The sequence below is a fragment of the Stappia stellulata genome (genome assembly GCF_020176715.1).
Lineage (GTDB): Bacteria > Pseudomonadota > Alphaproteobacteria > Rhizobiales > Stappiaceae > Stappia.
On record NZ_JAIVMF010000002.1, the window covers coordinates 71,497 to 92,747 of the forward strand.

The following is a 21,251-nucleotide window of genomic DNA, read 5'->3' on the forward strand; positions in this document are numbered from 1 at the left end:
CGAAATGGTGAAGAGAGGATTCTACCTTTTCATTGGATCAGTTATTTGGGGTATTCTGTCTCAGATAGCCCGAAGGGCTTAAAAGGCCTGAATTTTTCAAATCAACACCCGAAAACAAGCTATTAAAACTTACAGCAAGCCACCTTGAATGTGTCTGAACAGCGGTGGTTACCTACTCCGGGATTGATACTTCCTCCGCTAACAGGCGTTCCCCAAACAGTCCCATGGAAAGTCCACGAACTATCTACTGAAGTCCAAGAGTTACAAGTGGAGATCCAATTTCCACTGTTTGGAGATAACCACACCATTTCTGATGGTGATGTTCCTCCATTTTCCATGTATCGAAAAATATTATTACCTGTGCAAACCTGATACCCGGTACATCCATTTGCTTCAATGAAAGACTTCATACCAGAAAAACCGCCAAAATTTCCGTTATTTGCCGCAGTCGTTAATTTTACATCAATCGGTACTATTGAAGAACCGCCACCACTGCCACCCATTTCAACCCAATCCGTATCATTGCAATAATATAATTTATTTGCAGTGAAATCGTAGCGTGTTTGGCTGGCTTGGCCTGGCGGGGAACTGCACGCTGCTTGTGCAGATGAATTAAAGGAAATAAAAATAAATGCGATATTCAATAAAAATATGAATTTCATAGCTTTATTGTAAGCATTAATTCTTTTTTATGCAAATATTTATTTAAACCGAAAAAAAGAGATCGCCTCCCAGGCGGTCGGACGCTTTCATCCTCGAACCAATGGCGGATTGAAAGCGTCTATTCAGGGTTATGCACAAAACCACAAATGTGGTTTTGTTGATCTGTGGCTTTTGAATTTCCCTGATCTTCGGAGCCGTCCTCGCCCCCATAAAAAGCCGACAGGCGGACAGACCGGACAAGGGCTTGAGCGAAGCGTCCCTTGTCGGGGCTGGCTGACTGGTGGCATGGGGAGCGAGAAGAGGACGGCGGGGAGGTCAAAGGGAAATCCGCCCCCTGATCTTTGGTGAGTAGGAGCGAACCAAGAGTGAAAATTAAAATCGCCCCGCTTTGCAGGGCGATTTACCGCCAGAGTAGCGTCTGCCTAGGTTTACAAGCTGAAGCAAAAGTAGAACTCGAAAAGATCGTTAAAAATATTGAAGCGAATTTTTCAGATCAAACACTGTTTACTTCTGCTTAATCTCGGAAAGATTTTTGCGAAAACGATCCTTTTTGCAACGCCACTTGTGGATGAACAAAATCAAACACTTGGGCGTTGCAAAATCTTGTCGCAAAATATCCGCATGAAAGTCGGATATGCTCGCGTTTCCACGATCGACCAGAATCCAGACGCACAACGCAACGCACTGACGACGGCGGGATGTGAAACGATCGTGACCGAAACGGCCTCCGGCGCATCGGAGAAACGGCCGGGGTTGGCAAAGCTGATGCGGTCGCTCGCGCCCGGCGACGTTCTTACTGTTTGGCGGCTCGATCGTCTTGGACGGTCGCTCCCGCATTTGATCGGAAGGGTGCGGGATCTCGAAGACAAGGGCGCGTATTGCCCTCAAAATTCGCTATTGCGCGGCCTGGTGCGGCCAGATGGGCGGAATCGCATTTGCTCATCTTGAGATCGTGAGCTATACCCGCCAAGCTTTGCCGGTCACGGAAACCGGGTACAAATCCCATTTCCCGCCGGTTATTGGCGTCGATCGTGTCAGTCTTGCTCATCGTTCAACTATACCAGATTTTCGCCGGCCGGTTCCATGGAAATAAACATGTGATTTCATGAGGTTCTTGAAGGCGGCTTCCAAAAATGACTGCTATCCCTGAGGTCGCACCGCCCGCTCCACCGTCCATCTGGATACGCCGAACTCCGTGGCAAGGGTGGCGGCATCGGCGAGCCCGGCGTCGATGCGCCGTCTGGCGTCCTCGACTTGGTCATGGCTCAAGAGCGGCGGCCTGCCGAGCCGCACGCCGCGCCTGCGGGCGGCTTCCATCCCTTCCCTTGTGCGCTTGGCGAGATTGCGCCGCTCGAACTGCGCCGTCGCGGCCATGATCGTGTAGGTGTATTCGCCCGCCGGCGTTTCCGTGTCGATCATCAGCGTGGCGACCTGGAACCCCACACCGCGCTCGCGCAAGGCTTCGGCGGTGACGATGGCATCGATGGTCGAGCGAAACGCCCGGTCGAGATCCCAGACGATGAGCCGGTCCCCGGTCGTTAGTCTGGACAGGAGAGTGTCGAAAACCGGACGATGCGCAGAGACGGCGGAAAGCGTCTCGATATGGAGTTCGTCACACAGGCCGTGCAACCCGTCGATTTGCCGGTCGGGCCGCTGTTCATGCGTGGATATGCGTAAATATCCAAGTTTTTTCATTTCGTTTCAGTCAGATAGCGTTTTTCCGGGACTTCCTTTTCCATCGAGCAGAATGGAACCCTTCTGCTCATCTTGTGTTTGTCGCTGCCGAACGTCGCATTGCATGCGCGGACCGGCGGTTCTTCCAATGTCTTTTTCGATTCTACCATAGCGCGATTGTGTAATGGAAATTTAGCAAAATGGTTCCTTTATGCAGCGCAGAAAGCCACTTTTTATCAATGCGGTAGTCGCGTTTCTGGCGGGCGGCGTGGTGCTCTCGACAGCGCCCGGCGCTCAGGCAGAAGAAGAGTATGTGACGGCGGGCAAGGTTCTGAAGGAATTGCCACCGAACGAGTTCGTCTGGTTCGTGGGCGGGATCGTCGAGGGTCTGGCCTACGCACGGTTTCGCAAGGATACGATCGCAGCCGGGGAGAGGGTCACAACCGGATCGAACTGCATCCGCGACTGGTTTCACGAGAATAGAGGGGTTTCGTTGAGAATTCGAAGCACCTTTGAAAAATACTCGGATTACGCGCCGTGGGTCGTGATCGCGGCCATGGTGAAGAAGGAGTGCGGCGAATAATGCAGATCGTGGCGTCAGGGACATTGGGACGGGAATTCACGCGCAGTGCCGACGCCCTGCGCCGTCACCAGCACATGTTTCGCCTGCACGAGGAGCGGGAGCGCAAGGCCAAGGCGGAAAAAGCCGAAAACGATATGTCCGACATGCTCGATGCGGCGGTTCTGGTCGTAACCGCCGCCGAGATCGCGGACTTCCGGGTCGAGCTTGAAACATACGATGCGGCGACCGTTGCCGCCCTGCAGGAAAACGGTCTGGCGCTGGAGCAGGTCCGGGACCGTCTGGACGCGATGCTTGCCAGGGCGCATGTCCTGCCGGATGGACGCCGCGTGTTCAAGACCGAAGACGGCCTGCAGGTGTTCGACGAGCACGGCAACGCCATCGAAGCGCAGACCATCGCACCGCAGGAGATCGACGACGCTCGCCCGCGATGGGAAGCTTACAAGGCTACCTTTGACGAAGAGCAGCATCTCACACAGGAGCGAATGGACCTTCTCGACTACCAGGCCCGGCTTGACGGCGCCCGCGACCGTCTCGACGCCGGCGATCTTTCACGGGAGGAGTTCGACGCGCTGCGCGAGGATCTCAAGGAACACGCCCCGGATGCCGTACGGGCCCGCGTTCCCGGTCTGCAACTCGACGCAGGCGCCGAGAGAGACTTGGCCTCCGGGCGTGCGGACCCTGCAGCCGCCGAAGACCTCAGCATCAGCCCCGACATGATCTCGACCGGCCCGATCCCGGGCATGGGGCGATAAGATAAGCGCAGCAGCAAGTGCTAAGCGAGCTGACCTTATCCGGTGCAACTCGGGTCATATGAACCACCGATGAGCCTTTTTTGCTATAGAAAAACTGCCACAACGGACCGCGTGAACAGCTCGTTTCCGCAACGCGCGCAAGATGTGTCTTGTAGTACAAAACCATCTTGGGAAGGGGGCCCGCTGCGCGCCCCCGTTCCATCCCCCCGGCCAGTCTTTGTAAAATCGGCTTAGTAATTGGTGATAAAAAGTTCGGTTGATTTGGAACGGTAGTTGGCACCGCCTGCGATCATGCTATAGCGGCTCAATCTTCTTTGCGTTCCAAAGCCATCATAAAGCTTTCGAATGCTGTAATGATCAGCATTGGTTAGGGCAAACATCACGCCGCGCTCGGATGCTCGCTTTAATGCCTTGCACAGCCGCTCTTGGTCTTCCCATGCGAAAATGTTCTGGTTGTATTTCACGAACCCGTTGAGGTTGTGCATCACAGTGTAAGGTGGATCCACGAATACAAAACCCCTTCCTATGCGCCGTCTATCGTTAACTCAAAATCGCAACAAATCAGGTTTGCGTTTTGAAGCGCTGCGGACCAGGCATAAAAATCATCCGTCTCAAACACCACCGTGTCTTTCGTGCCGATAGGAACCTTGAACTGTCCAAGTTTATTTTCACAATACAGACCATTATAGCAGGTACTGTTCAAGTGCAGATACTGAGTTGCACGCTCCAATTCGGAGAAAAAATTAGTCGCTTTGACCTCATGGTAGTAGTTTTCAATATTCTCGTCTGAATTTCTCTTTAGGGGTGTTTTGAAAGCAATAGGTTGCACTTTGACAACGTTATATAGCTCGATTAGGCGCGAATTCGCATCGCTGAGGACGGCGGTTTCAGGAGCAAGCCTGAAAAAAATACAGCGCCGTCACCCAAAAACGGTTCGATGTAACTGCCGTCAAATTGGGGAGCTTCAAACTGTTCACTATCAAACAGCCAGCGCTTTCCAGTTGCCCATTTTGACCTGCCACGGGTAATTTCCTCCAGATTGGATTAGAGTCCGGCCTCGTTTTGAAGGATGGACGGATGAAGCGAAAGCGATTTACGGAAGAGCAGATTATCGCGGTTTTGCGCGAGCATGAGGCGGGAGCGAGGCGGGCGATCTTGCGCGCAAGCACGGTATCTCCGAGGCGACGCTGTACAACTGGAAAGCGAAGTATGGCGGGATGGACGTTTCCGACGCCAAGCGCTTGAAGGCTCTGGAGGACGAGAGCGCGAAGCTGAAGAAGCTGCTTGCCGATCAGATGCTGGAAGCCTCGGCACTTAGCGATCTGCTTGCAAAAAAATGCTAGGGCCCGCTGCAAAACGCGACGCCGTCGCGCATCTGAGGTCCGCCATGGGCCTGTCGGAGCGGCGGGCCTGCACGATCGTTGGTGCCGATCGCAAGATGATCCGCTACCGACCCTGCCGGCCGCCTGAGACGGAGCTGCGCGGCCGGCTGCGTGATCTTGCCAATGAACGGCGGCGTTTCGGTTACCGCCGGCTGTTCATCCTGCTCAGGCGCGAGGGCGAACCGTCCGGCATCAACCGCATCTATTGGCTCTACCGTGAGGAAGGTTTGGCGGTGCGCAAGCAACGGGCACGACGACGCGGAGTCGGTACACGCGCCCCCATCCTGGTCGAGGCGCTGCCCAATGCCCGCTGGTCGTTGGACTTTGTCCACGACCAGTTCGCCTGCGGCCGGCGCTTTCGCGTTCTCAACATCGTCGATGACGTGACGCGCGAGTGTCTGGCTGCCATCCCGGACACCTCGATCTCCGGTAGACGCGTCGCACGGGAATTGACAAATCTGATCGGCCGCCGCGGCAAGCCAGGCATGATCGTTTCCGACCACGGCACCGAGTTCACCTCGAACGCCATCCTCGCCTGGTCGAAGGATCATCGGGTGGAATTGCACTACATCGCATCCGGAAAACGGCTCATGTCCCGAAGCGTCCATGATGTTCATGTCATCGGAGGTGGGATCGTCGGTGCCAGCGTCGCGCAACTTTGCCAGAAGCTGGGTTTGTCCGTCGCCCTGATCGAAGCCGACCTCGGGGCCGGCGGCTGCTCGGCGGGCAATGCGGGCAACATCGGGATCGGCTCTTTCATGCCCATTCCGAGACCGTCCATACGGCTGAACGCGCTCTCGTACTTGCTCGACCGTCATCATCCGCTCGATGTGCGCCTGATGCAGTTGCCCTGGACAGCCGAATGGCTGATGCGATTCTGGAACTCCTGCGACAAGCTGCAGTGCAAGGCTCTCTGGAGCCTCACGTCACGGGCGTTCGAGGGCTATGACGATCTGTTGTCGCCGGCGGAACGAGCGGAGTTCATCAGCAGTTGCGGGCGCCTCGTCGTCTTCCGGACCAAGGAAAAGTTCGACGCCGCGCATTCAGCTCAACGGCGCCGGCAGGAGCGGGGCATCGTTGTCCGCCGTCTGACAGGCGACGAGGCCCACGAGATCGAGCCCGGTATATCACCGTCGATCCGCTATGCTTACTTCAACGCCGACGGCGGGTATTTGCGTGATCCCGCCGGATTGGTGTGGGCCATCGTCGACGCCTTTCGCCGCAACGGTGGAAGCGTCGTCGCGGATCAGGCAACCGGGCTGACCAGCTCGGAGGGCCGGATCTCGCACGTGGATTTTTCAGCCCGATCGACTGCGGTCAACCATGTGGTGATCGCGGCCGCCGCCGCTTCGCGTGATCTCACACGCCCGTTGGGCATTGCGACCCCGGTTCAGGCCGAACGCGGCTATCACTTCACATTCGCTCCCGCGGCCGGTAACATCCGCATCCTGGTCATTGCATCCGATGACCGAGTGGTGATCAGTCCGATGCACGATGGTCTGCGGTTCACCACCGGCTCCGAACTGTGCTGACGCACGTCCCCTCCGAAATGGGCGCTCTCCCGGAGGCTGGTCGAGCGTGCCTTCCGCGTTTTGAACAGGCCCGCGGGCTCGGTCGTTTCGAGATGGTACGGAGACCGGGATTCGTCCTCGGACTGCTTGCCGATCTTGGGGCGCCCTGGTGGCTGGGACAATCTTTTCATCGCCTCCGGTCACGGCCACATCGGCATGGTCGTCGGGCCAGCGAGCGCGGCGCAGATTGCACGTCTGATCGCCGGCTTGCCTCCTACCTTGGACCTCGCTCCCTTCTCGCCGGATCGCTTCCGATAACGGCAAACGAACTTGCCCGGTCAACCATCGTTCTCCGGGTCCGCGCATGATGATCGTGGCGATTGCACGCTGAGGCAAACCTTTGTGCATCGGCTGCCGCGTGCGGGAAGACGCCTTCGGCATCCACCGGCGGCACCACACGTCGCGCACGTGCGGTTCCGGACGCGCCTGACATCACGCCTCCGCGGGGTATGGGTGCCCTGTTTCGGCTGCGCAGCTAAAAGATCGCCCCCCGAAGCGGGTTCGACATGCGGCCGCCAGCGGTCAGGTGTTCGCGTATCCCCGATGGTATTTCAGGCGAACCGACACGGTAAATGCTGCAGCCGGACATTGCCTCTCTGCGGTTCACCGAGCCTCCGATGAACTCCAAGACAATGCGCGACGCCACCGGCTCGTGTCCATCCGCGCCTGAAACGCCCATCCGCAAGCCCGACAAGTAGGACACGCGGTTTCGGTAGCTCTGGAACAAAATCGTTTGGGATAGCTCAGAGCCGGTAATCGACTCTTGATCGAACAGGTAGAAGCGGTCGCCGACATTGGTGACGATCCCCTCGTACTTGTAGACATCGGGCGGGCCGTCCTGACCATCCATCCGCAATCTCTCGATGCGTTTGAAGAAGGTGTAGGTGTCCGATGGGTAAATGTGGATCAGCGCGCGCAAAATGTGCTGGGGCGTCGAGAACGACAGATAATACTCGTAGTAGTACCCATGGATCTTCGCGACCTGGCTGCGTTGCTGGGGTGAGAGAGACAGAAGATCGGGAACCGTGCTCAAAACCGGGGGCAAGTCGGATTTCTTGGTCGGACGGAGCGCGATGATCTTTCGAAACTGATCCGGCGGCAGCAGCAGTTCGAACTCATCGACGCCCAGAAAGTCGCAGATCGTACGTAGGCTCCTGCGGGAAGGATACGCGGCGCCGGAGAGGTACTTCATGAACTGTTGCCGGTTGATTCCCAGCCTGCGGCACAGCTCGGACACCGACGGATAGTAACCCGCGGCGAATTTCAGATTCATCGGCAGGAACGAAAACTCATCGTCGGACATGTCGCTGCTTGATCCTTGAATCGCGTCAACAAGCGACATGGTCATATTCGTCATGTCGTTGCAATACGCGACGAACGGATTCGATACTGGTCCCGTCAGTTCGCGGGCAGTTTAGGCGCGAACTGTCGTCAGCTGCAGACTGTTTGGCCGGGGCAAATCACCTTGGGCATCCAACACAACAGATGGAGGTAACATGTCTATTCTCAGGAAGGCGACGCTTGCCTTGGCCATGGTATCAATCGGCGCCCTTGCAAGCGCGGATATCACTATGGCGCAGGAACCGATCAAGATCGGCATGACCGTTTCGCAAACCGGTCGTTTTGCTCTGGCCGCGCAATCGGGCGAACGCGGCCTCCAGATTTGGCTGGACGACGTGAACGCGCGCGGTGGCATCGAAGTCGGCGGCGAGAAGCGTCCGGTCGAATTGGTTGCGCTTGACGATCGTTCGGACAAGGCGCTTGTCCCGCGGGTGTATGAAACGCTGATCAAGGAAGAAGGGGTCGATATCCTCTTCGGACCCTTCGGATCGACGTTGACCGGTGCCGCCGCAAACACGACAGAGCAGTTCGACAAATTCCTGATGATCTGGTCCGCGTCCGCCGACAGCATCTATGCCCAGGGGTACCGGAACGTTGTGTCCGGCACGCAGCTTGCCGCATCCCTTCTGGGACTGCCGACCATCAAGGCGATGCACGCCAATGGTGTGAAGTCCGTGGCCATTGCTTATCTGGACGAACCTTTCCCGGCGGGCATCGCCAAGGGTCAGCAGGCATGGGCTGAAGCGAATGGCATTGAGGTGACCATGGTGGAGAGCTTCTCGACCGGCACCAAGGACTACTCGATCCTGATCCAGAAGGCGCTGGCCTCCGGCGCGCAGGCGTTCATTCCGACGTCCTACGAGGGCGATCAGATGATTATCGCCCGCCAGTTGCGCGAGCTGGATGCGAACTTCGACGCTGTCGGTATGTTCTATGGCGCGCAGCCGCAGTTCCTCGAAATCGGTGAGGATGCGGAGTTCCTTTTCTCGCAAACGCTGATCAATCCCAAGGTCAACTGGGACGTTACCGCAGGCCTGACACGTGCCGAGATGATGGAGCGGTATGAGGCGCTCTTCCCCGATGCGGCTTATGAGCCGGACTTCCAGACGGCCTTGGCTTACGGTGCGGGCGTCGTTTTGGAGGAAGTCATCAAGGCGGCCGACTCCACCGACCCGGCAGAGATGAAACAGGCTGCCATCGACCTGTCGGGCAACCTGACCGTGATGACCGGTCCCTACGCGATCGAGGAAACGGGCAAGCAGGTGTCCATGGAGTTCGTTGTCATGCAGAACCAAGGCGAGGGAAACCTAGAGGTGATTTTTCCGCCTGCGGTCGCCACTGCGGACCCCGTCTTCCCGGCGCCGGCCTATAGCGACCGGTGACCGGCGGCATCCCATGAGGCCGCCGCGCAACGCGGCGGCCACTTGGACATTTCTGACCTTTCCTCAATCTCATGGATGCAGGGCAAGCGCTCAATGGCTGATCTTTCCCAAACGGCCCCCACCGCGACAGGCGCGCTGGGGCGAGGCAGTGACATCAAACGACAGCGCCGGATCCGACGCGCGATCTGGTACGCGTTGATCCTGGCCATTGTCATTTGGTGCGCGATGGTGCCCGTCCGTGACGGCAACCTGTCGATCTACTTCGCCTTCATGCTGGGGGCGACGATGGCGACGGGACTGAACTTCGTTGCGGGTTTCACAGGGTATATGCCCTTCGGCTACGTCGCCTTCTACGGCCTGGGCTCCTATGTCACCGGGATCGCCGTGAAACTCTTGGGCATTCCGGTCTATCTGGCAGTGCCGATGGGCGGTTGTGCGGGCATCCTCCTGGCGCTGGCGTTCGCGCCCACGCTTCGGCTGTCGGGGATATACTTCGCGATCGTGAGCCTGTCGCTGGCAATTATCTTGCAGCGCAGCATCGCATTGATGCCAGAAGAGATCACCGGCGGCAGCCTCGGCATGAACATCGGCGTGCTCACAGATCGCATCCAGGGCTACTACGCGATGCTGGTCGTCCTGGTCATGGCGCTTTTGACCGCATCCTGGCTGGCCGAGTCCCGTTTGGGACGATCGCTCAAGGCAATCCGCGAAGATGCCGAGGCCGCGGACGCCATGGGCGTGAACGTGGTGCGCTCGCGACTATACGCGTGGCTGGTGTCTGCATTCTTCGCCTCGCTTGTCGGCGGAGTGCAGGCTTGGTTTACCGGAGCCTTCGACACATTCACGGCGTTCGATGTGCTGGTTACGGCCAAGGCGATCATCTACGCCATGGCGGGCGGCCTGGGCACGGTGATCGGCCCTGTCGTGGGCACGGTTGTGCTGGTCTGGGCGGACGAGCTCGTCTGGCGCGCCTTCCCCGAGCTCAACAGCTTCCTGTTGGGACTGGTGATCGCACTTCTCATTCTCTTTGCGCCGCGCGGAATCATCGGCACGCTGATCCGCCGCTATCCGCGCCTGCGCAACTACTTCATGTGAGGACACCATGAGCTCTATCCTTCTCTACAATGCGCTCATCGGCGGTCTGGTGTTCGGCGCGATCTACGCACTGATCGGAGCAAGCCTGAACGTAATGATGGGCGTCCTGCGCGTTGTGAATTTCGCCCACGGTGAATTTGTCCTCATCGGGTCGTTCCTGGCCTACTCGGTGTTCAGTCTGACCGGACTGAACCCGCTCGCTGCGTTGCCGGTGGTGGCGATCGCGATGTTCTTCGGTGGCGTTGCGGCTTACTACCTGCTGATTCCGCGCCTGCGATACTCAGACGACGCCGAGACATCGAGCTTTCTTTTGATGTTCGGTGTGTCGCTGATGCTGGTTTCTTCGATCACCTGGATTTACGGCGCCGATATCCGTCCGGTGAACTTCAGTTTTGATCCGGTGAATATCGCGCTGCTCACGGTGGAGGACGCCTATGGCAAGGGCCGCGACGGCAAAGTTCTCGTGCCCACCGCACGTCTGGTGGCGCTGGTGATCAACCTGGCGATCATCGCCGCGATGACCTGGTTCATATACCGAACGCTTCCCGGCAAGGCGCTGCGCGGTGCGATCATGAACCGGGATGCCATCCAGGTGGTGGGCATCGACATTGATCGTCTTTCGGCGAACGCGTTCGGGTTGGCCGCAGCCCTTGCTGGTGTCACCGGCGTGATCCTTACCTTGGTCATCCCCTCGGTCGACCCCAACGGCGGCGCTCCGCTGACGCTCTTTGCGTTCATCGTGATCGTGCTGGGCGGCCTTGGCCACCCGATCGGTGCGCTGCTCGCCGGGATGCTGTTTGGCATGGTCGAGCAGTTCTCGAATGTCCTTCTACCGCAGTCGGCCGCCCAGATGGTCGGCTTCGTGATGCTGGTGGCCGTGGTCATGTTCAAACCCGAAGGCCTCTTCGGACGGAAGGTGATGCGATGAGCTGGACAAGTGACCCAATTCTCGTGGTCGATGGCCTTGTGAAACGCTTCGGCGGCAACGTGGCGGTGAACCAGGCCACGTTGGAGGTCGGACGCGGGACCATCGTCGGGCTGATCGGCATCAACGGTGCCGGCAAATCGACGTTGATGAACTGCATTGCAGGCATGTACAGGGCCGACGAGGGGCGTGTGGAGTTCGATGGTCAAAACCTTATCGGACTCACGCCGCACGAGATTGCTGCGGCCGGCATCGGACGAACCTTCCAGGTTCCCCGGACCTTCGAGCGACTGACGCTGATCGACAATCTGATGATCCCCATGTTGAACCGGCCGGAGTCGGAAGACGAACTGATCGCCCTCGCCGAGGCGGGGTTGGCGGAAGTCAACCTTCACGACTTGAAGATGAACAACGGCGAGGAACTTTCGGGCGGCCAGCAAAAGCTGTTGGAGCTGGCCCGCGTCATGATGCTGGAGCCGAAGCTGATCCTGTTGGATGAACCCTTTGCCGGCGTGAACCCCACGCTTTGCACCCTGATTACCGACAAGATCCTGCAAATGAAAGAAGCGGGTATCAGCTTTCTTCTGGTGAGCCACGACCTGACTTCCATCTATCGCCTGTCCGATCACATCTATGTCCTCAATCAGGGCGAAGTGATCTGCGAAGGCGGTGTCGACGACATCCGCGACGACCCCAAGGTGGTCGAAGCCTATTTGGGAGGTTAGGCCATGAACGCCACTGTCCGGAGACTTGACGGCCCCGTGCCATTGGAACTGAAAGACGTCTACGCCGCCTATCATGGCGATATTTCCGTCCTGAACGGACTGAATATCAAAGTTCGCGAGGGGATTGTCACCGGGATTATCGGCCCTAACGGCGCAGGCAAATCGACAGCCTTGAAAACGTTCTACGGCTTCTTGAAGGTTTCTCGAGGCGAAGTTCGTCACAACGGTCAGCGCATCAACGGGACCAAACCTTCCGATATGGTGGGGCGCGGGGTCAGTTTCGTTCCGCAGAACCGGAGCCTGTTCAACGATCTCACGGTCGAGGACAATCTGCGTCTGGGCTGTTGGGGGATCCGGAGCGACAAGGCACGCATTCAAGAAGCGCTTGAGCGGTCCTACGAAATGTTCCCTATCCTCAAGGACAAGCGACACGATTCCGCCGGTTCCATGTCGGGCGGTCAGCAACGCTTTCTGGAGCTCGCCCGCGCGCTGGTGATCGATCCCGATATCATCATGCTGGACGAACCCACCGCCATGCTGGCGCCAAAGGTAAGCCGGGAATTGTACGACTTTATCTCGGGCCTGCCGGAAAAAGGCGTCACCGTCGTTCTGGTCGATCAGAACGTCCGTCAGTGCGCGGCGGTTTCGGATTACCTCTACGTTCTTGATTTGGGCGCAAACCGCGCCGAAGGCGCCAGCGCCGATTTCGGCGATGACGAGGGCTTGAAGGCGATGATCCAGGAATGGCTGGACTATCAGATCGACTGATGCGTTGAGAGACGGAAGATTGACATGGTACTCGAAGTAGCACCCCAATCAGAAACTGGACCGAGCGCGCGCGAACGGGTCGACGCATGTATCGCTTTGATTAATGATTGCAACTCGAAGCTGAACGCCGTCTCGACCGTGTTTGCCGAGGCCGCGAGACAAAGGGCCGACGCGCTGGATCGGGACGCTCGCGAGGGGAAGCCGCTTGGCGCTCTGCATGGCGTTCCGGTCCTGATCAAGGACCTGGTCGACATCGTCGGCCACCCCACGGGGTTCGGCTCCTTGTGTTATGCGAGCGGACCGGCCGCGCGCAACGCCCCGCTCATCGACCGACTGGAAGCGGCAGGCGCCATTATTCTTGGCACGACCAACATGGTCGAGTTCGCGGTGGGCAGTTGGGGGACGAACGCGGTTCAGGGCTCGCCGTGGAATCCGGCGGACAAGGAGAACCATCGTATCACGGGCGGATCGAGCAGCGGTTCGGCCGTCGCGGTCGCGGCGGGCTTCGCGCCCGTTGCCTTTGGAAGCGATACGGGCGGCTCCATTCGGATCCCCGCAACCCTGTGTGGGGTGGTGGGCTACAAACCGAGTTACGGCCTCATTCCCTTGCAGGGCGTCGCGGCGACCGGCCCCAGCTTCGACACGCTGGGCCCGCTGGCACGTTCGATCGCCGATGCCAAGCGCGCCGCCGAAGCCGCGGCAGGCGTTCGTTTCGAACACCCCGCCGTCGCTCTAGACGGTCTTTGCATGATCCGCGTGTCCGAGGCGGATCTGGCGCCGATCGAACCTGCCGTACTCGAGGGATATCGACGGGTGCTCGCGCAACTCTGCGAGGCGGGCGTGACCTTTAAGGAAGTCAAGCTGCCGATGTCATTCGTCGAGTTCCAGCAGTTGAACGGCGATATCGTCGCCTTCGAAGCGTATCGTCAGCTCAGGGCCCTCGTGGACGACCACGCGGCCGAATTGGACCAGTTCGTGCGGCAGCGGGTGCAATATGGCGCCACGATCAGCGAGGCAACATATCGTCAAAGGTTGATCGAGTTGCAGGCGATGCGGCAAGAGAGTCTCGGTTTGTTTGAAGGTGTCGACGCTCTGCTCTTGCCGGGCACGCCGATGGTGGCGCCGACCGTTGATCGCGTGGATGAAAGCAAAGTCCCGATGTCGCGCTACACGCGTTTGGGCAATTGCCTGAACTTCTGCGCCATCGCGTTGCCGGTGCCGACGCAGTCTCTGCCGATCGGGATCCAACTCGCGTTGCCGCACGGACAAGACCCAAAGCTTCTGGCGATTGCAGATGAAGTCGAAAAATTATTGAACAGGTCATGAATGCAGGTTGTTCTGATCGGGGCGAACTGAACGAGTACAGTCACTAGGTTCAACAACCTTTGATAGCATTGATTTGATGTAGCTAATCAGATTCAAATTGCGAAATCAGTGATTTGGAGGCATCGATTGGACACCTGTTTTGGCTGTCGGATAGACAATGGGCCGTGATTGAGCCGATCTTACCGAGGAACGGCGGTGGCGATCGCAGGGTGATCCCTGGCATCATCCATGTTCTTAGGGCCGGCGGTGCGTCCGCCTGATGATGACGCTGAAGACCATAGGATCGGGGTGCACTGTGCCAATTTGCGCACCCCAACAGAACAAGGAATGCCGGTATGATGGTCGATGCGGGACCCGACACTTGCCATTGGGGGTATTTTGACGCCACGCGAAAACCTGTCGCTACGGTGCCAAGCGGAGCGGAGGTGACGATCAATACGGTGTCCGGCGGACCTGAAGTACTTCCCGGTGATGGCTTTCATGTCCCGCCCGAACTGCGCGCAATTCATGCCGCGGGCGCGCCGTCTGTCCCGGGCCATCTTTTGACAGGGCCAGTGGCCGTCGAAAGTGCCAAAGCCGGCGATGTGCTTCAGATTGATATTCTTGATGTGAAGCTTCGGCAGGACTGGGGCTATACGTATGTGAGGCCTTTAGCTGGAACACTGCCACTGGACTTTCCAGAGCGACACATGATGATCCTGCCTTTGGATCCAGAGGCGGGCGAGGCGACGCTGCCGTGGGGAAAGACACTGCCTCTTGCGCCATTTTTCGGTGTGATGGCGGTGGCGCCGCCTTTGTCTTGGGGACGGATTTCAACGATCGAACCGCGCGTGCATGGCGGCAATCTTGACAATAAGGAACTTGTCGCGGGGACGACGCTGTATCTGCCGGTCTTCAATGACGGCGCGCTTTTCTCATGCGGCGACGGGCATGGCGCACAGGGCGATGGCGAGGTCTGCGTGACTGCCGTCGAGACGGCGTTGCAAGGCCGGTTCCGCCTGACGGTGCGCCGGGATCTGGACATCACTTACCCCGAGGCTGAAACACCCACCCATCTGATCACCATGGGCATGCATGCCGATCTGGATACCTGTGTCGAAATCGCAGTGCGCCGTATGATTGACGTCGTTTCCAAACGCGCAGCGATTGGCGCGGCAGAGGCCTACATGCTGTGTTCGCTGGCCGGAAACCTTCGCGTGACACAGACGGTGAACCGCGAAAAAGGGGTGCATATGATGATGGAAAAAGCGTTGCTCTGACCTGTGATCTCAGGTCGGTGCCGGCAAAGCGCCGGCGGACTGCAAGGTCGCGCGGTGGCGGTCCGGGGGACACCAAGGCCAAGCGCTTCGACACCGGAAGCCGCCGTTCGTGTTCCGTCAGACAGCGTCATGGCAACAGACGGGGGCGTCAACGAGGCCTAGTCATTTTTGCGCGCAGGCCCACTGATCGGCATCGCATCAGAGGCTGCACTTGGCTGCGGCGATTTGCGAACAAGTTGCCCGGATAGCAAGTCTTCACGGGCGAAACCCATGGGACACTTCATCGAATATTATTTCAAAAATCAGCAAATAGAGGCGACAGCGCATGGCGACTAAAACCGCGATCATCGGATTGGGCATCATGGGGCAACGCATGCTGGAGCACATGCGGGTGCATGAGGAATATGCACCCGATATCCTGTGGGATCCGAACCCAAAGGCTTGCGCGGCCGCATTGGCCCTCGCGCCCGAGGCATCGGTCGCGCCAAGCGCGGACGACGCGATCGAGGCCGCGGATCTTGTCTATCTTGCGTGTCCGCCCCAACCGCGCAAAACCTATGCGTTGAAAGCCGCCGCCGGGGGGAAGGCGTTGTTTCTTGAAAAACCGCTCGGCGTCAATGTCGCGGCAAGCGAAACCCTCGTGGCGGGGCTGGACCGGCTTGGTGTTCCGGCCGCGGTCAATTTCACCCAAGCTGCCGGTTCCGCCTTGGCACAAGTGTCCGAGGCCGCACAGTCCGGCGCCATGGGAGACGTCGTCGGCGTGGATATCGTCGTGACCTATCCTGCATGGCCGCGGGCCTGGCAAAAGGCTGCGGACTGGCTGCGGTTTCGCGCCGAGGGCGGGATGACGCGCGAGGTCCTGTCGCATTTCCTGTTCTTCTCCGAACGCGTCGTCGGGCCATTGACCCTTATGTGGGCGAAGCCGTCCTATCCCGCCGATCCGTCGCTCTGTGAAACCCATATGCAGGCCCGGCTCGAGGCCGCTGCGGGCGTTCCCGTCACCGTGATGGCCAGCGTCGGCGGAGCTCAGCCGGATCGGCAGGAGGTCACCGTCAAGGGCGCGCGCGCCAGCTACCGGATCAGCGAGTTCAGCATCCTGACGCGCTCCGACGGCGGCCCCTTCGCGCCGCTGGAGCCTGCGCCCTCCGACACCCGCGCGGCGAGCCTCAAGGCGCAACTCGACGCCCTGGCGCTGTGCCTGAAGGGCCAGCCGCACCCACTCGCCACACCGCAAGAGGCGCTCAGCGTACAGCGCCTCATCGAGGCGATGCTGGTCGGCAAGGCCTGATATCGGCGGCGGCGGACCGCGTTCCCCGTCCTATGCCGGACCGGCAGCCGGTGGGCGCCGGTCCGCCACGTCGAAGGCGCGCTCCAGCGCCAGCCCCAGGGACAGGATCCGGTCCTCGCGAAACAGCCCGGACCAAAGCGAGATGCCCATCGGGACGGTATGGAGCGGCTCGCCGGGTTCGGCCGGGCGATCGGGGCCGGAGGGCGGTCGGTTGGGACGCTCTTCGAAACCGGCGCGCAGGTGCAGGCAGGGGTGTCCGGTGAAGTTCGAGGCGACCATCATCGGACCCGTCGACAGCGGACCGATCAACACGTCGACGTCGCGGAACAGGGCGTCGAGCGCCTGCATCGTCAGGTATCGCAGCTTGTCGAGTTGCACGTGATCCGGGGCGGACAGGAAGCGCGCGCGGCGAAAGGTGTTGGGCCAGGCCTCGTCGGTCTGCACCGTCAGCAACTCGTCGCGGTCGCTGAAGGTCAGGTCCTCGAAGTTCGCGGCCGCCTCGGCGATCAGGATATGGCGGAGCGCGTCGTAGGGCAGATCGGGCAAGGCGGTCTCGACGACCGTGCAGCCGAGCCCTCGCACGGTCTCCAGGGCTCGGCGGTCGGTGGCGGTCGCCCCATCGCCGAACGCCTCCGGCAGATAGCCGACGCGCAGGTCGTCGATGCGCGCGTTGGCGTCGAAATGGAACGGGGCCGAAATCGACCCCCGGTCATCGGGATCGACGCCGTTCAGTGCCGACAGGACCATGGCCGTGTCCTCGACCGCACGGCATATCGGCCCGACCTTGTCCAGCGTGGCGGCCAGAACCATGGCGCCGCGGCGCGACACCCGGCCGAAGGTCGGGCGCAGGCCGGTGGTGCCGCAGCGCTGTGACGGGCTCATGATCGAGCCCAGCGTTTCGGTCCCGATGGAAAAGCCGCACAAGCCCGCCGCGGTGGCCGAGGCGGAGCCCGCGCTCGATCCGCTGGAGCCTTCGTTCAGGTTCCATGGATTGTTCGTGCGGCCGCCATACCACACGTCGTTGCGGGCCAGCGCACCCAGAGAGGACTTGCCCAGCAAAACCGCGCCGGCCTCGCGCATCCTCGAAACGAGTGCGGCATCCTCCTCCGGTATCCGGTCGCGATAGGGCTCGGCCCCCCAACCGGTGACGATTCCCTTGGTATCGAAAAGATCCTTGAGCACATAGGGAACGCCGAGAAGCGGACCGGGGATATCGCCCCGCGCGCGCCGGGCGTCCGCCATCGCTGCCTGTTCCCGCGCCAGATCGGCGGTGACGGCGGCCATGCATCTGAGCATCGGCGCGATCCTGTCGATCCGATCGAGGTAGATTTCGGTCAGTCCGGCGCTGTCGATCGCGCCAGAGGCCAGCCATGCGGACAGCCGCGTGACCGGGGCAAAGGCGATATCGGCGGGGTCGGCGGGCAGGGGGCCGGGATCGATCGCGCTGTACACTTGGGTGTCGGCGAGATCCGGCATCCGGAACCCCGGCAGGCGCGGATCGAACCGACAGGCCATCGGAACGCCGTTCCCGATGCCCAGCGCCCGCAGCCGCCGGGTGGCCTCCTTCTGCTGGGGCATGAGGACCGCGATCTGCGCCCGCTCGGCATCGGAAAAGTCGACGCCTGCCAGCGGCTCCGCGGCGGCGACGGTCTCGGGGGTGATGTCTTCTCGCTCCATCATGCGCTCCTCGCACGGGTTTCCACGAACCGCATCATTGCGCCGAAGACCTTTTCGCGGTTGGTCCGGCGCGTGAACCCATGCCCTTCATGGTCGATGCGGATCAGTTCGCAATCGTGGCCCCGTCCGCGGAGCGACGCATACACCAACTCGCTTTCGGCCGGGGTGACGCGCGGATCGTCGCCGCCATGGGCCAGAAACAGCGGTGTGCGGATCTCGTTCACCTTGCGATAGGGCGACAGGGCGGCCAGCATGGCGCGGCCATCCTCCGTATCCGGGTCGCCATATTCCACCGCGCGCAGCTTGCGCCGCCAGGGGCCGGTCGCGGCGAGCAACGTGTTGAAATCGGCGATGCCGTAAAGATCGACCGCCGCACACCAGTCGTCGGGATACTCGGTGATGGCTGCGAGGACCATGAAACCGCCGTAGCTTTGCCCGGAGACCACCATGCGCCGGTCATCCACGTCGGTACGGGCCGCCACGGCGTCGCGCATCGCCTTGAGATCGCGCACCGGATCCATTCGCCGCTCGAGATCGTCGCCGGCCTGCCAGTCGCGCCCGTAGCCGGTAGAGCCGCGCACATTCGGCGCGACAACCAGCCATCCACGCCGCACAAGATACTGCACGTCCGATCGCCAATGTGCCGCATATTGCGATTCCGGCCCGCCGTGGACGATGAAGAACACAGGCCTCCCCTCAGGCGGTGCCGCTGTGGTGGGTGTGAACACAAAGGCGGGAACATCGGCCCCGTCGAAACTCGTGAACTGCGCGATCTCAGGCTCGACCGTGTCCTGCGGTGCAAGGACGGGCGCGCCCTGGCACAGGGATGTGGCGGTCTGGCCGTCCAGCGGGAGGCGCACAATCCGCGAGGGCGCCTGAAACCCGGTGAGCGCGACGATCAGTGCCGCCTGATCGGGCGCGAACACCAGCGTCGTCACCCTGCCGGGGGCCGGCAGGGACAGCTCGGTCTCGGTCCCCGTCGCGCGATCGAGCCGCACGATTCGGCTGTAGCCCCGATCGTTCCAGGCATAGGCGATGGTGGCGTTGTCCTGGCTGACGGCCATCGCCTCCACATCGCCGTCGGGCTGTGCAAGCCAGGTGAGGGCGGCGCTCTGCGGATCGATCTGGGCAACGCCGTGAAAGGCCTGCCCGTGATCGGTGGCCAGTAGCAGTCCCGCGCCCTTGTCGACCCAGCGCGCCGCATTGATGTGCGCGCCCTTGCCGTGTCCTTGCTTGCCCGCGAGCAACTCCTTCGATGGACCGCCGTCGAGCGGCAGCAGATGGAGAGCCGCATCATACATGCCGTCGCGGTTGTCCTCGATCAGCAGGGCGCATCCATCGGGGGTGAAGTTGCGCGGCGTGCGGTAGCCAGGGCCGCTCAGGATCACCCGATCCTCGCCACTTTCCAGATCACGCACATGGATCTGCATCGCCGTGGCGTCGATCGCGTTGCTGGCATAGGCAATCCGCTTGCCGCTGGCATCGAAGCAGCCCCAGTTGTGCACAACGCCCGGCGCCTCCGTCAGCGGTTCGGCCGTGGCAGCCCCCTCGCGCAGAAGGCTGAGCTGGTGATGCTCGTCGCCGCCGCTGTCGGTGGTGAACAGGATGTCGCGGCTGCCGGGGCGGAAGGCGAACCCGCAGACCCTTTCGGTGAGGGAGGTGCGCAGAACCGCTGGCGCATCCGCGACGGTCAAATCGCGCGACCAGAGCTGATCGAACCCGGTTTCGTCGGACAGCCAAGCCAACACGGTGCCATCCTCGGACACGGCCGGGGAATGGTGGGCGCGCGCGGCGAGGTAGGTTTCGATCGGCGGCAGGTCCGTCCCATCGGCCAACCTGTCGGAGGCCGCGCGCAACGCGGTGCTGAGATCGGGGGCTTCGGGGGTTGCCACATGGTTGGCGAGCGCGACCGGCGTAAAGCGCGCCTCGGGCCAGGCGCGGTGCAGATCCCATGCTCCTTGCATGGGCGTCACGACGTCGTAGCGGCCTTGTACGATCTCGCAGGGCAGGTGCCGGATGCGCGCGATGTTGTCCAGAACGTGGTTTTCGGGAAGGAAGAACCCGTTCGCGCAGTAATGCGCGAAGATGCGCGAAATCTCCAACGCCGCCTTTGGCTGCGTCAGCGCGTTCACATGCGCATCGCTGGGCAACAGGGTCTGCGTGCGGGCGGAAAATCCGCGCAGCGCCTGCGCGGCGGGCATGTGCACCTGCGGATCCGGGTCGATCAGACGCGTATGATACGCCGTCAGCAAATCGCCTCGCTCGTGCGGTTCGACATGATTCGCGAAGGCCTCGAACGCATCGGGAAACAGGGTGCCGATGCCATAGAACCAGAAACGGACCTCCTGCGGGCGGCCCAGAAAGATACCGTGCACACGCAGGGCGCGGCATCTGTCGGGGTGGGCGATGGCGTAGGCCAAAGACAGCAAGCTGCCCCAGGACCCGCCCGCGACCATCCATCTGTCGATCCCGAGGTGGTCGCGGATCCGCTCGATATCGCCGATCAGAGCCTGGGTGTCGTTGCCCTCCAGCGTGGCCGAGGGGGAGGAGCGGCCGCAGCCGCGCTGGTCGAACAGCACGATTCGATAGCGGGCGGGATCGAAGCTTCGTCGCTGCGCGGGTTTGCAGCCGGCGCCCGGCCCGCCATGCAGAAACACCACCGGAACCCCGTCCGGGTTTCCCGATTCCTCGACATAAAGAACATGAGGCGCCGCGACCGAAATCTCATGCATCGCGAAGGGCTGGATCGGTGGATAAAGTGCCTCATTGTTCATCGGTTTTCCTTTGAGCTGAAAACGGGCCAGGCGGGAGTACGGAGCGGGTCTCCAAAGCGACGAACT

18 protein-coding genes and 3 pseudogenes are annotated in these 21,251 nt (G+C 60.6%); 14 read left to right on the forward strand and 7 right to left on the reverse strand.

All coding sequences use genetic code 11. The features are described from left to right. Positions 1 to 122 precede the first annotated feature (122 nt). Entirely contained in the window at positions 123 to 662 is a 540-nt protein-coding gene (locus LC092_RS03370) for a hypothetical protein (protein WP_224805028.1), read from the reverse strand. 475 nt (positions 663 to 1,137) lie between these two features. Between LC092_RS03370 and LC092_RS03375 the strand changes: the two genes are divergently transcribed. Then, positions 1,138 to 1,611, forward strand: a complete 474-nt coding sequence (locus LC092_RS03375) for a recombinase family protein (protein ID WP_224805029.1) — start codon at positions 1,138 to 1,140, stop codon at positions 1,609 to 1,611. Between the two features lie 192 nt (positions 1,612 to 1,803). Here the strand turns inward: LC092_RS03375 and LC092_RS03380 are convergent, their stop codons facing one another. Then, positions 1,804 to 2,358: a recombinase family protein gene (locus tag LC092_RS03380; protein ID WP_224805030.1), complete on the reverse strand. Its 555-nt coding sequence runs from the start codon at positions 2,356 to 2,358 to the stop codon at positions 1,804 to 1,806. A gap of 190 nt (positions 2,359 to 2,548) precedes the next feature. On the opposite strand from LC092_RS03380, the gene LC092_RS03385 reads away from it, so the two are divergent. Together LC092_RS03385 and LC092_RS03390 are read left to right on the forward strand one after the other, a co-directional pair. Next, on the forward strand, positions 2,549 to 2,920 hold the full coding sequence (locus LC092_RS03385; protein ID WP_224805031.1) for a hypothetical protein: 372 nt from the start codon (positions 2,549 to 2,551) through the stop codon (positions 2,918 to 2,920). Further along, complete coding sequence (locus tag LC092_RS03390) at positions 2,920 to 3,672, forward strand: hypothetical protein (RefSeq protein ID WP_224805032.1); 753 nt, start codon at positions 2,920 to 2,922, stop codon at positions 3,670 to 3,672. The genes LC092_RS03385 and LC092_RS03390 overlap by 1 nt, the downstream gene beginning before the upstream one ends. A gap of 230 nt (positions 3,673 to 3,902) precedes the next feature. On the opposite strand, the gene LC092_RS21110 is transcribed toward LC092_RS03390, so the two are convergent. Together LC092_RS21110 and LC092_RS21325 are read right to left on the reverse strand one after the other, a co-directional pair. Beyond that, on the reverse strand, positions 3,903 to 4,199 hold the full coding sequence (locus LC092_RS21110) for a DNA adenine methylase (RefSeq protein WP_318245903.1): 297 nt from the start codon (positions 4,197 to 4,199) through the stop codon (positions 3,903 to 3,905). Then, positions 4,196 to 4,582 carry a DNA adenine methylase gene (locus LC092_RS21325; RefSeq protein ID WP_412103520.1) on the reverse strand — a complete coding sequence of 129 codons (387 nt, stop codon included), beginning with the start codon at positions 4,580 to 4,582 and terminating at the stop codon, positions 4,196 to 4,198. Before LC092_RS21325 ends, LC092_RS21110 begins: the two co-directional genes overlap by 4 nt. 167 nt (positions 4,583 to 4,749) lie before the next feature. Between LC092_RS21325 and LC092_RS03400 the strand changes: the two are divergent. After that, positions 4,750 to 5,650, forward strand: a pseudogene (locus LC092_RS03400) (IS3 family transposase); the annotation flags it as partial. Further along, a pseudogene (locus tag LC092_RS03405) lies at positions 5,624 to 6,883 on the forward strand (NAD(P)/FAD-dependent oxidoreductase). The pseudogenes LC092_RS03400 and LC092_RS03405, both read left to right, overlap by 27 nt. Positions 6,884 to 7,100: 217 nt before the next feature. On the opposite strand, the gene LC092_RS03410 reads toward LC092_RS03405, so the two are convergent. After that, the gene (locus LC092_RS03410) at positions 7,101 to 7,973 is read right to left on the reverse strand and encodes a helix-turn-helix domain-containing protein (RefSeq protein ID WP_224805033.1); all 873 of its coding nucleotides are present in this window, start codon (positions 7,971 to 7,973) and stop codon (positions 7,101 to 7,103) included. Positions 7,974 to 8,121: 148 nt separating this feature from the next. Between LC092_RS03410 and LC092_RS03415 the strand changes: the two genes are divergently transcribed. The 9 genes and pseudogenes from LC092_RS03415 to LC092_RS03455 all read left to right on the forward strand — a co-directional run bounded on the left by LC092_RS03415 (position 8,122) and on the right by LC092_RS03455 (position 16,734). Next, positions 8,122 to 9,348 carry an amino acid ABC transporter substrate-binding protein gene (locus tag LC092_RS03415; RefSeq protein ID WP_224805034.1) on the forward strand — a complete coding sequence of 409 codons (1,227 nt, stop codon included), beginning with the start codon at positions 8,122 to 8,124 and terminating at the stop codon, positions 9,346 to 9,348. A 93-nt stretch (positions 9,349 to 9,441) separates the two neighbouring features. Further along, complete coding sequence (locus LC092_RS03420; protein WP_224805035.1) at positions 9,442 to 10,443, forward strand: branched-chain amino acid ABC transporter permease; 1,002 nt, start codon at positions 9,442 to 9,444, stop codon at positions 10,441 to 10,443. 7 nt (positions 10,444 to 10,450) lie between these two features. Continuing rightward, positions 10,451 to 11,371, forward strand: coding sequence for a branched-chain amino acid ABC transporter permease (locus tag LC092_RS03425; RefSeq protein WP_224805036.1), 921 nt, complete (start codon positions 10,451 to 10,453; stop codon positions 11,369 to 11,371). Beyond that, positions 11,368 to 12,093, forward strand: a complete 726-nt coding sequence (locus tag LC092_RS03430) for an ABC transporter ATP-binding protein (RefSeq protein ID WP_224805037.1) — start codon at positions 11,368 to 11,370, stop codon at positions 12,091 to 12,093. Before LC092_RS03425 ends, LC092_RS03430 begins: the two co-directional genes overlap by 4 nt. Positions 12,094 to 12,096: 3 nt before the next feature. Next, positions 12,097 to 12,861, forward strand: coding sequence for an ABC transporter ATP-binding protein (locus LC092_RS03435; RefSeq protein WP_224805038.1), 765 nt, complete (start codon positions 12,097 to 12,099; stop codon positions 12,859 to 12,861). Between the two features lie 24 nt (positions 12,862 to 12,885). Then, positions 12,886 to 14,187: an amidase gene (locus tag LC092_RS03440; RefSeq protein ID WP_224805039.1), complete on the forward strand. Its 1,302-nt coding sequence runs from the start codon at positions 12,886 to 12,888 to the stop codon at positions 14,185 to 14,187. A gap of 125 nt (positions 14,188 to 14,312) precedes the next feature. After that, positions 14,313 to 14,432 (forward strand): annotated as a pseudogene (locus LC092_RS03445) (IS5/IS1182 family transposase); the annotation flags it as partial. A gap of 90 nt (positions 14,433 to 14,522) precedes the next feature. After that, positions 14,523 to 15,446: an acetamidase/formamidase family protein gene (locus tag LC092_RS03450; RefSeq protein ID WP_224805040.1), complete on the forward strand. Its 924-nt coding sequence runs from the start codon at positions 14,523 to 14,525 to the stop codon at positions 15,444 to 15,446. Between the two features lie 325 nt (positions 15,447 to 15,771). Continuing rightward, the gene (locus tag LC092_RS03455) at positions 15,772 to 16,734 is read left to right on the forward strand and encodes a Gfo/Idh/MocA family oxidoreductase (protein WP_224805041.1); all 963 of its coding nucleotides are present in this window, start codon (positions 15,772 to 15,774) and stop codon (positions 16,732 to 16,734) included. A gap of 30 nt (positions 16,735 to 16,764) precedes the next feature. Here the strand turns inward: LC092_RS03455 and LC092_RS03460 are convergent, their stop codons facing one another. Both LC092_RS03460 and pip read right to left on the reverse strand, forming a co-directional pair. Beyond that, positions 16,765 to 18,414: an amidase gene (locus tag LC092_RS03460; RefSeq protein ID WP_224805042.1), complete on the reverse strand. Its 1,650-nt coding sequence runs from the start codon at positions 18,412 to 18,414 to the stop codon at positions 16,765 to 16,767. After that, on the reverse strand, positions 18,411 to 21,185 hold the full coding sequence (pip, locus tag LC092_RS03465; RefSeq protein WP_224805043.1) for a prolyl aminopeptidase: 2,775 nt from the start codon (positions 21,183 to 21,185) through the stop codon (positions 18,411 to 18,413). Before pip ends, LC092_RS03460 begins: the two co-directional genes overlap by 4 nt. Between the last annotated feature and the right edge of the window lie 66 nt (positions 21,186 to 21,251).

Excerpts from the sequence above, each read along its gene's own strand:
- LC092_RS03420 (WP_224805035.1), top strand. The coding sequence starts at position 9,442 with ATGGCTGATCTTTCCCAAACGGCCCCCACCGCGACAGGCGCGCTGGGG.
- LC092_RS03415 (WP_224805034.1), top strand. The coding sequence starts at position 8,122 with ATGTCTATTCTCAGGAAGGCGACGCTTGCCTTGGCCATGGTATCAATC.
- LC092_RS03430 (WP_224805037.1), top strand. The coding sequence starts at position 11,368 with ATGAGCTGGACAAGTGACCCAATTCTCGTGGTCGATGGCCTTGTGAAA.
- LC092_RS03380 (WP_224805030.1), bottom strand. The coding sequence starts at position 2,358 with ATGAAAAAACTTGGATATTTACGCATATCCACGCATGAACAGCGGCCC.
- pip (WP_224805043.1), bottom strand. The coding sequence starts at position 21,185 with ATGAACAATGAGGCACTTTATCCACCGATCCAGCCCTTCGCGATGCAT.
- LC092_RS03435 (WP_224805038.1), top strand. The coding sequence starts at position 12,097 with ATGAACGCCACTGTCCGGAGACTTGACGGCCCCGTGCCATTGGAACTG.
- LC092_RS03385 (WP_224805031.1), top strand. The coding sequence starts at position 2,549 with ATGCAGCGCAGAAAGCCACTTTTTATCAATGCGGTAGTCGCGTTTCTG.
- LC092_RS03455 (WP_224805041.1), top strand. The coding sequence starts at position 15,772 with ATGGCGACTAAAACCGCGATCATCGGATTGGGCATCATGGGGCAACGC.
- LC092_RS03410 (WP_224805033.1), bottom strand. The coding sequence starts at position 7,973 with ATGACCATGTCGCTTGTTGACGCGATTCAAGGATCAAGCAGCGACATG.
- LC092_RS03440 (WP_224805039.1), top strand. The coding sequence starts at position 12,886 with ATGGTACTCGAAGTAGCACCCCAATCAGAAACTGGACCGAGCGCGCGC.
- LC092_RS03425 (WP_224805036.1), top strand. The coding sequence starts at position 10,451 with ATGAGCTCTATCCTTCTCTACAATGCGCTCATCGGCGGTCTGGTGTTC.
- LC092_RS03370 (WP_224805028.1), bottom strand. The coding sequence starts at position 662 with ATGAAATTCATATTTTTATTGAATATCGCATTTATTTTTATTTCCTTT.
- LC092_RS03460 (WP_224805042.1), bottom strand. The coding sequence starts at position 18,414 with ATGATGGAGCGAGAAGACATCACCCCCGAGACCGTCGCCGCCGCGGAG.
- LC092_RS03450 (WP_224805040.1), top strand. The coding sequence starts at position 14,523 with ATGATGGTCGATGCGGGACCCGACACTTGCCATTGGGGGTATTTTGAC.
- LC092_RS03390 (WP_224805032.1), top strand. The coding sequence starts at position 2,920 with ATGCAGATCGTGGCGTCAGGGACATTGGGACGGGAATTCACGCGCAGT.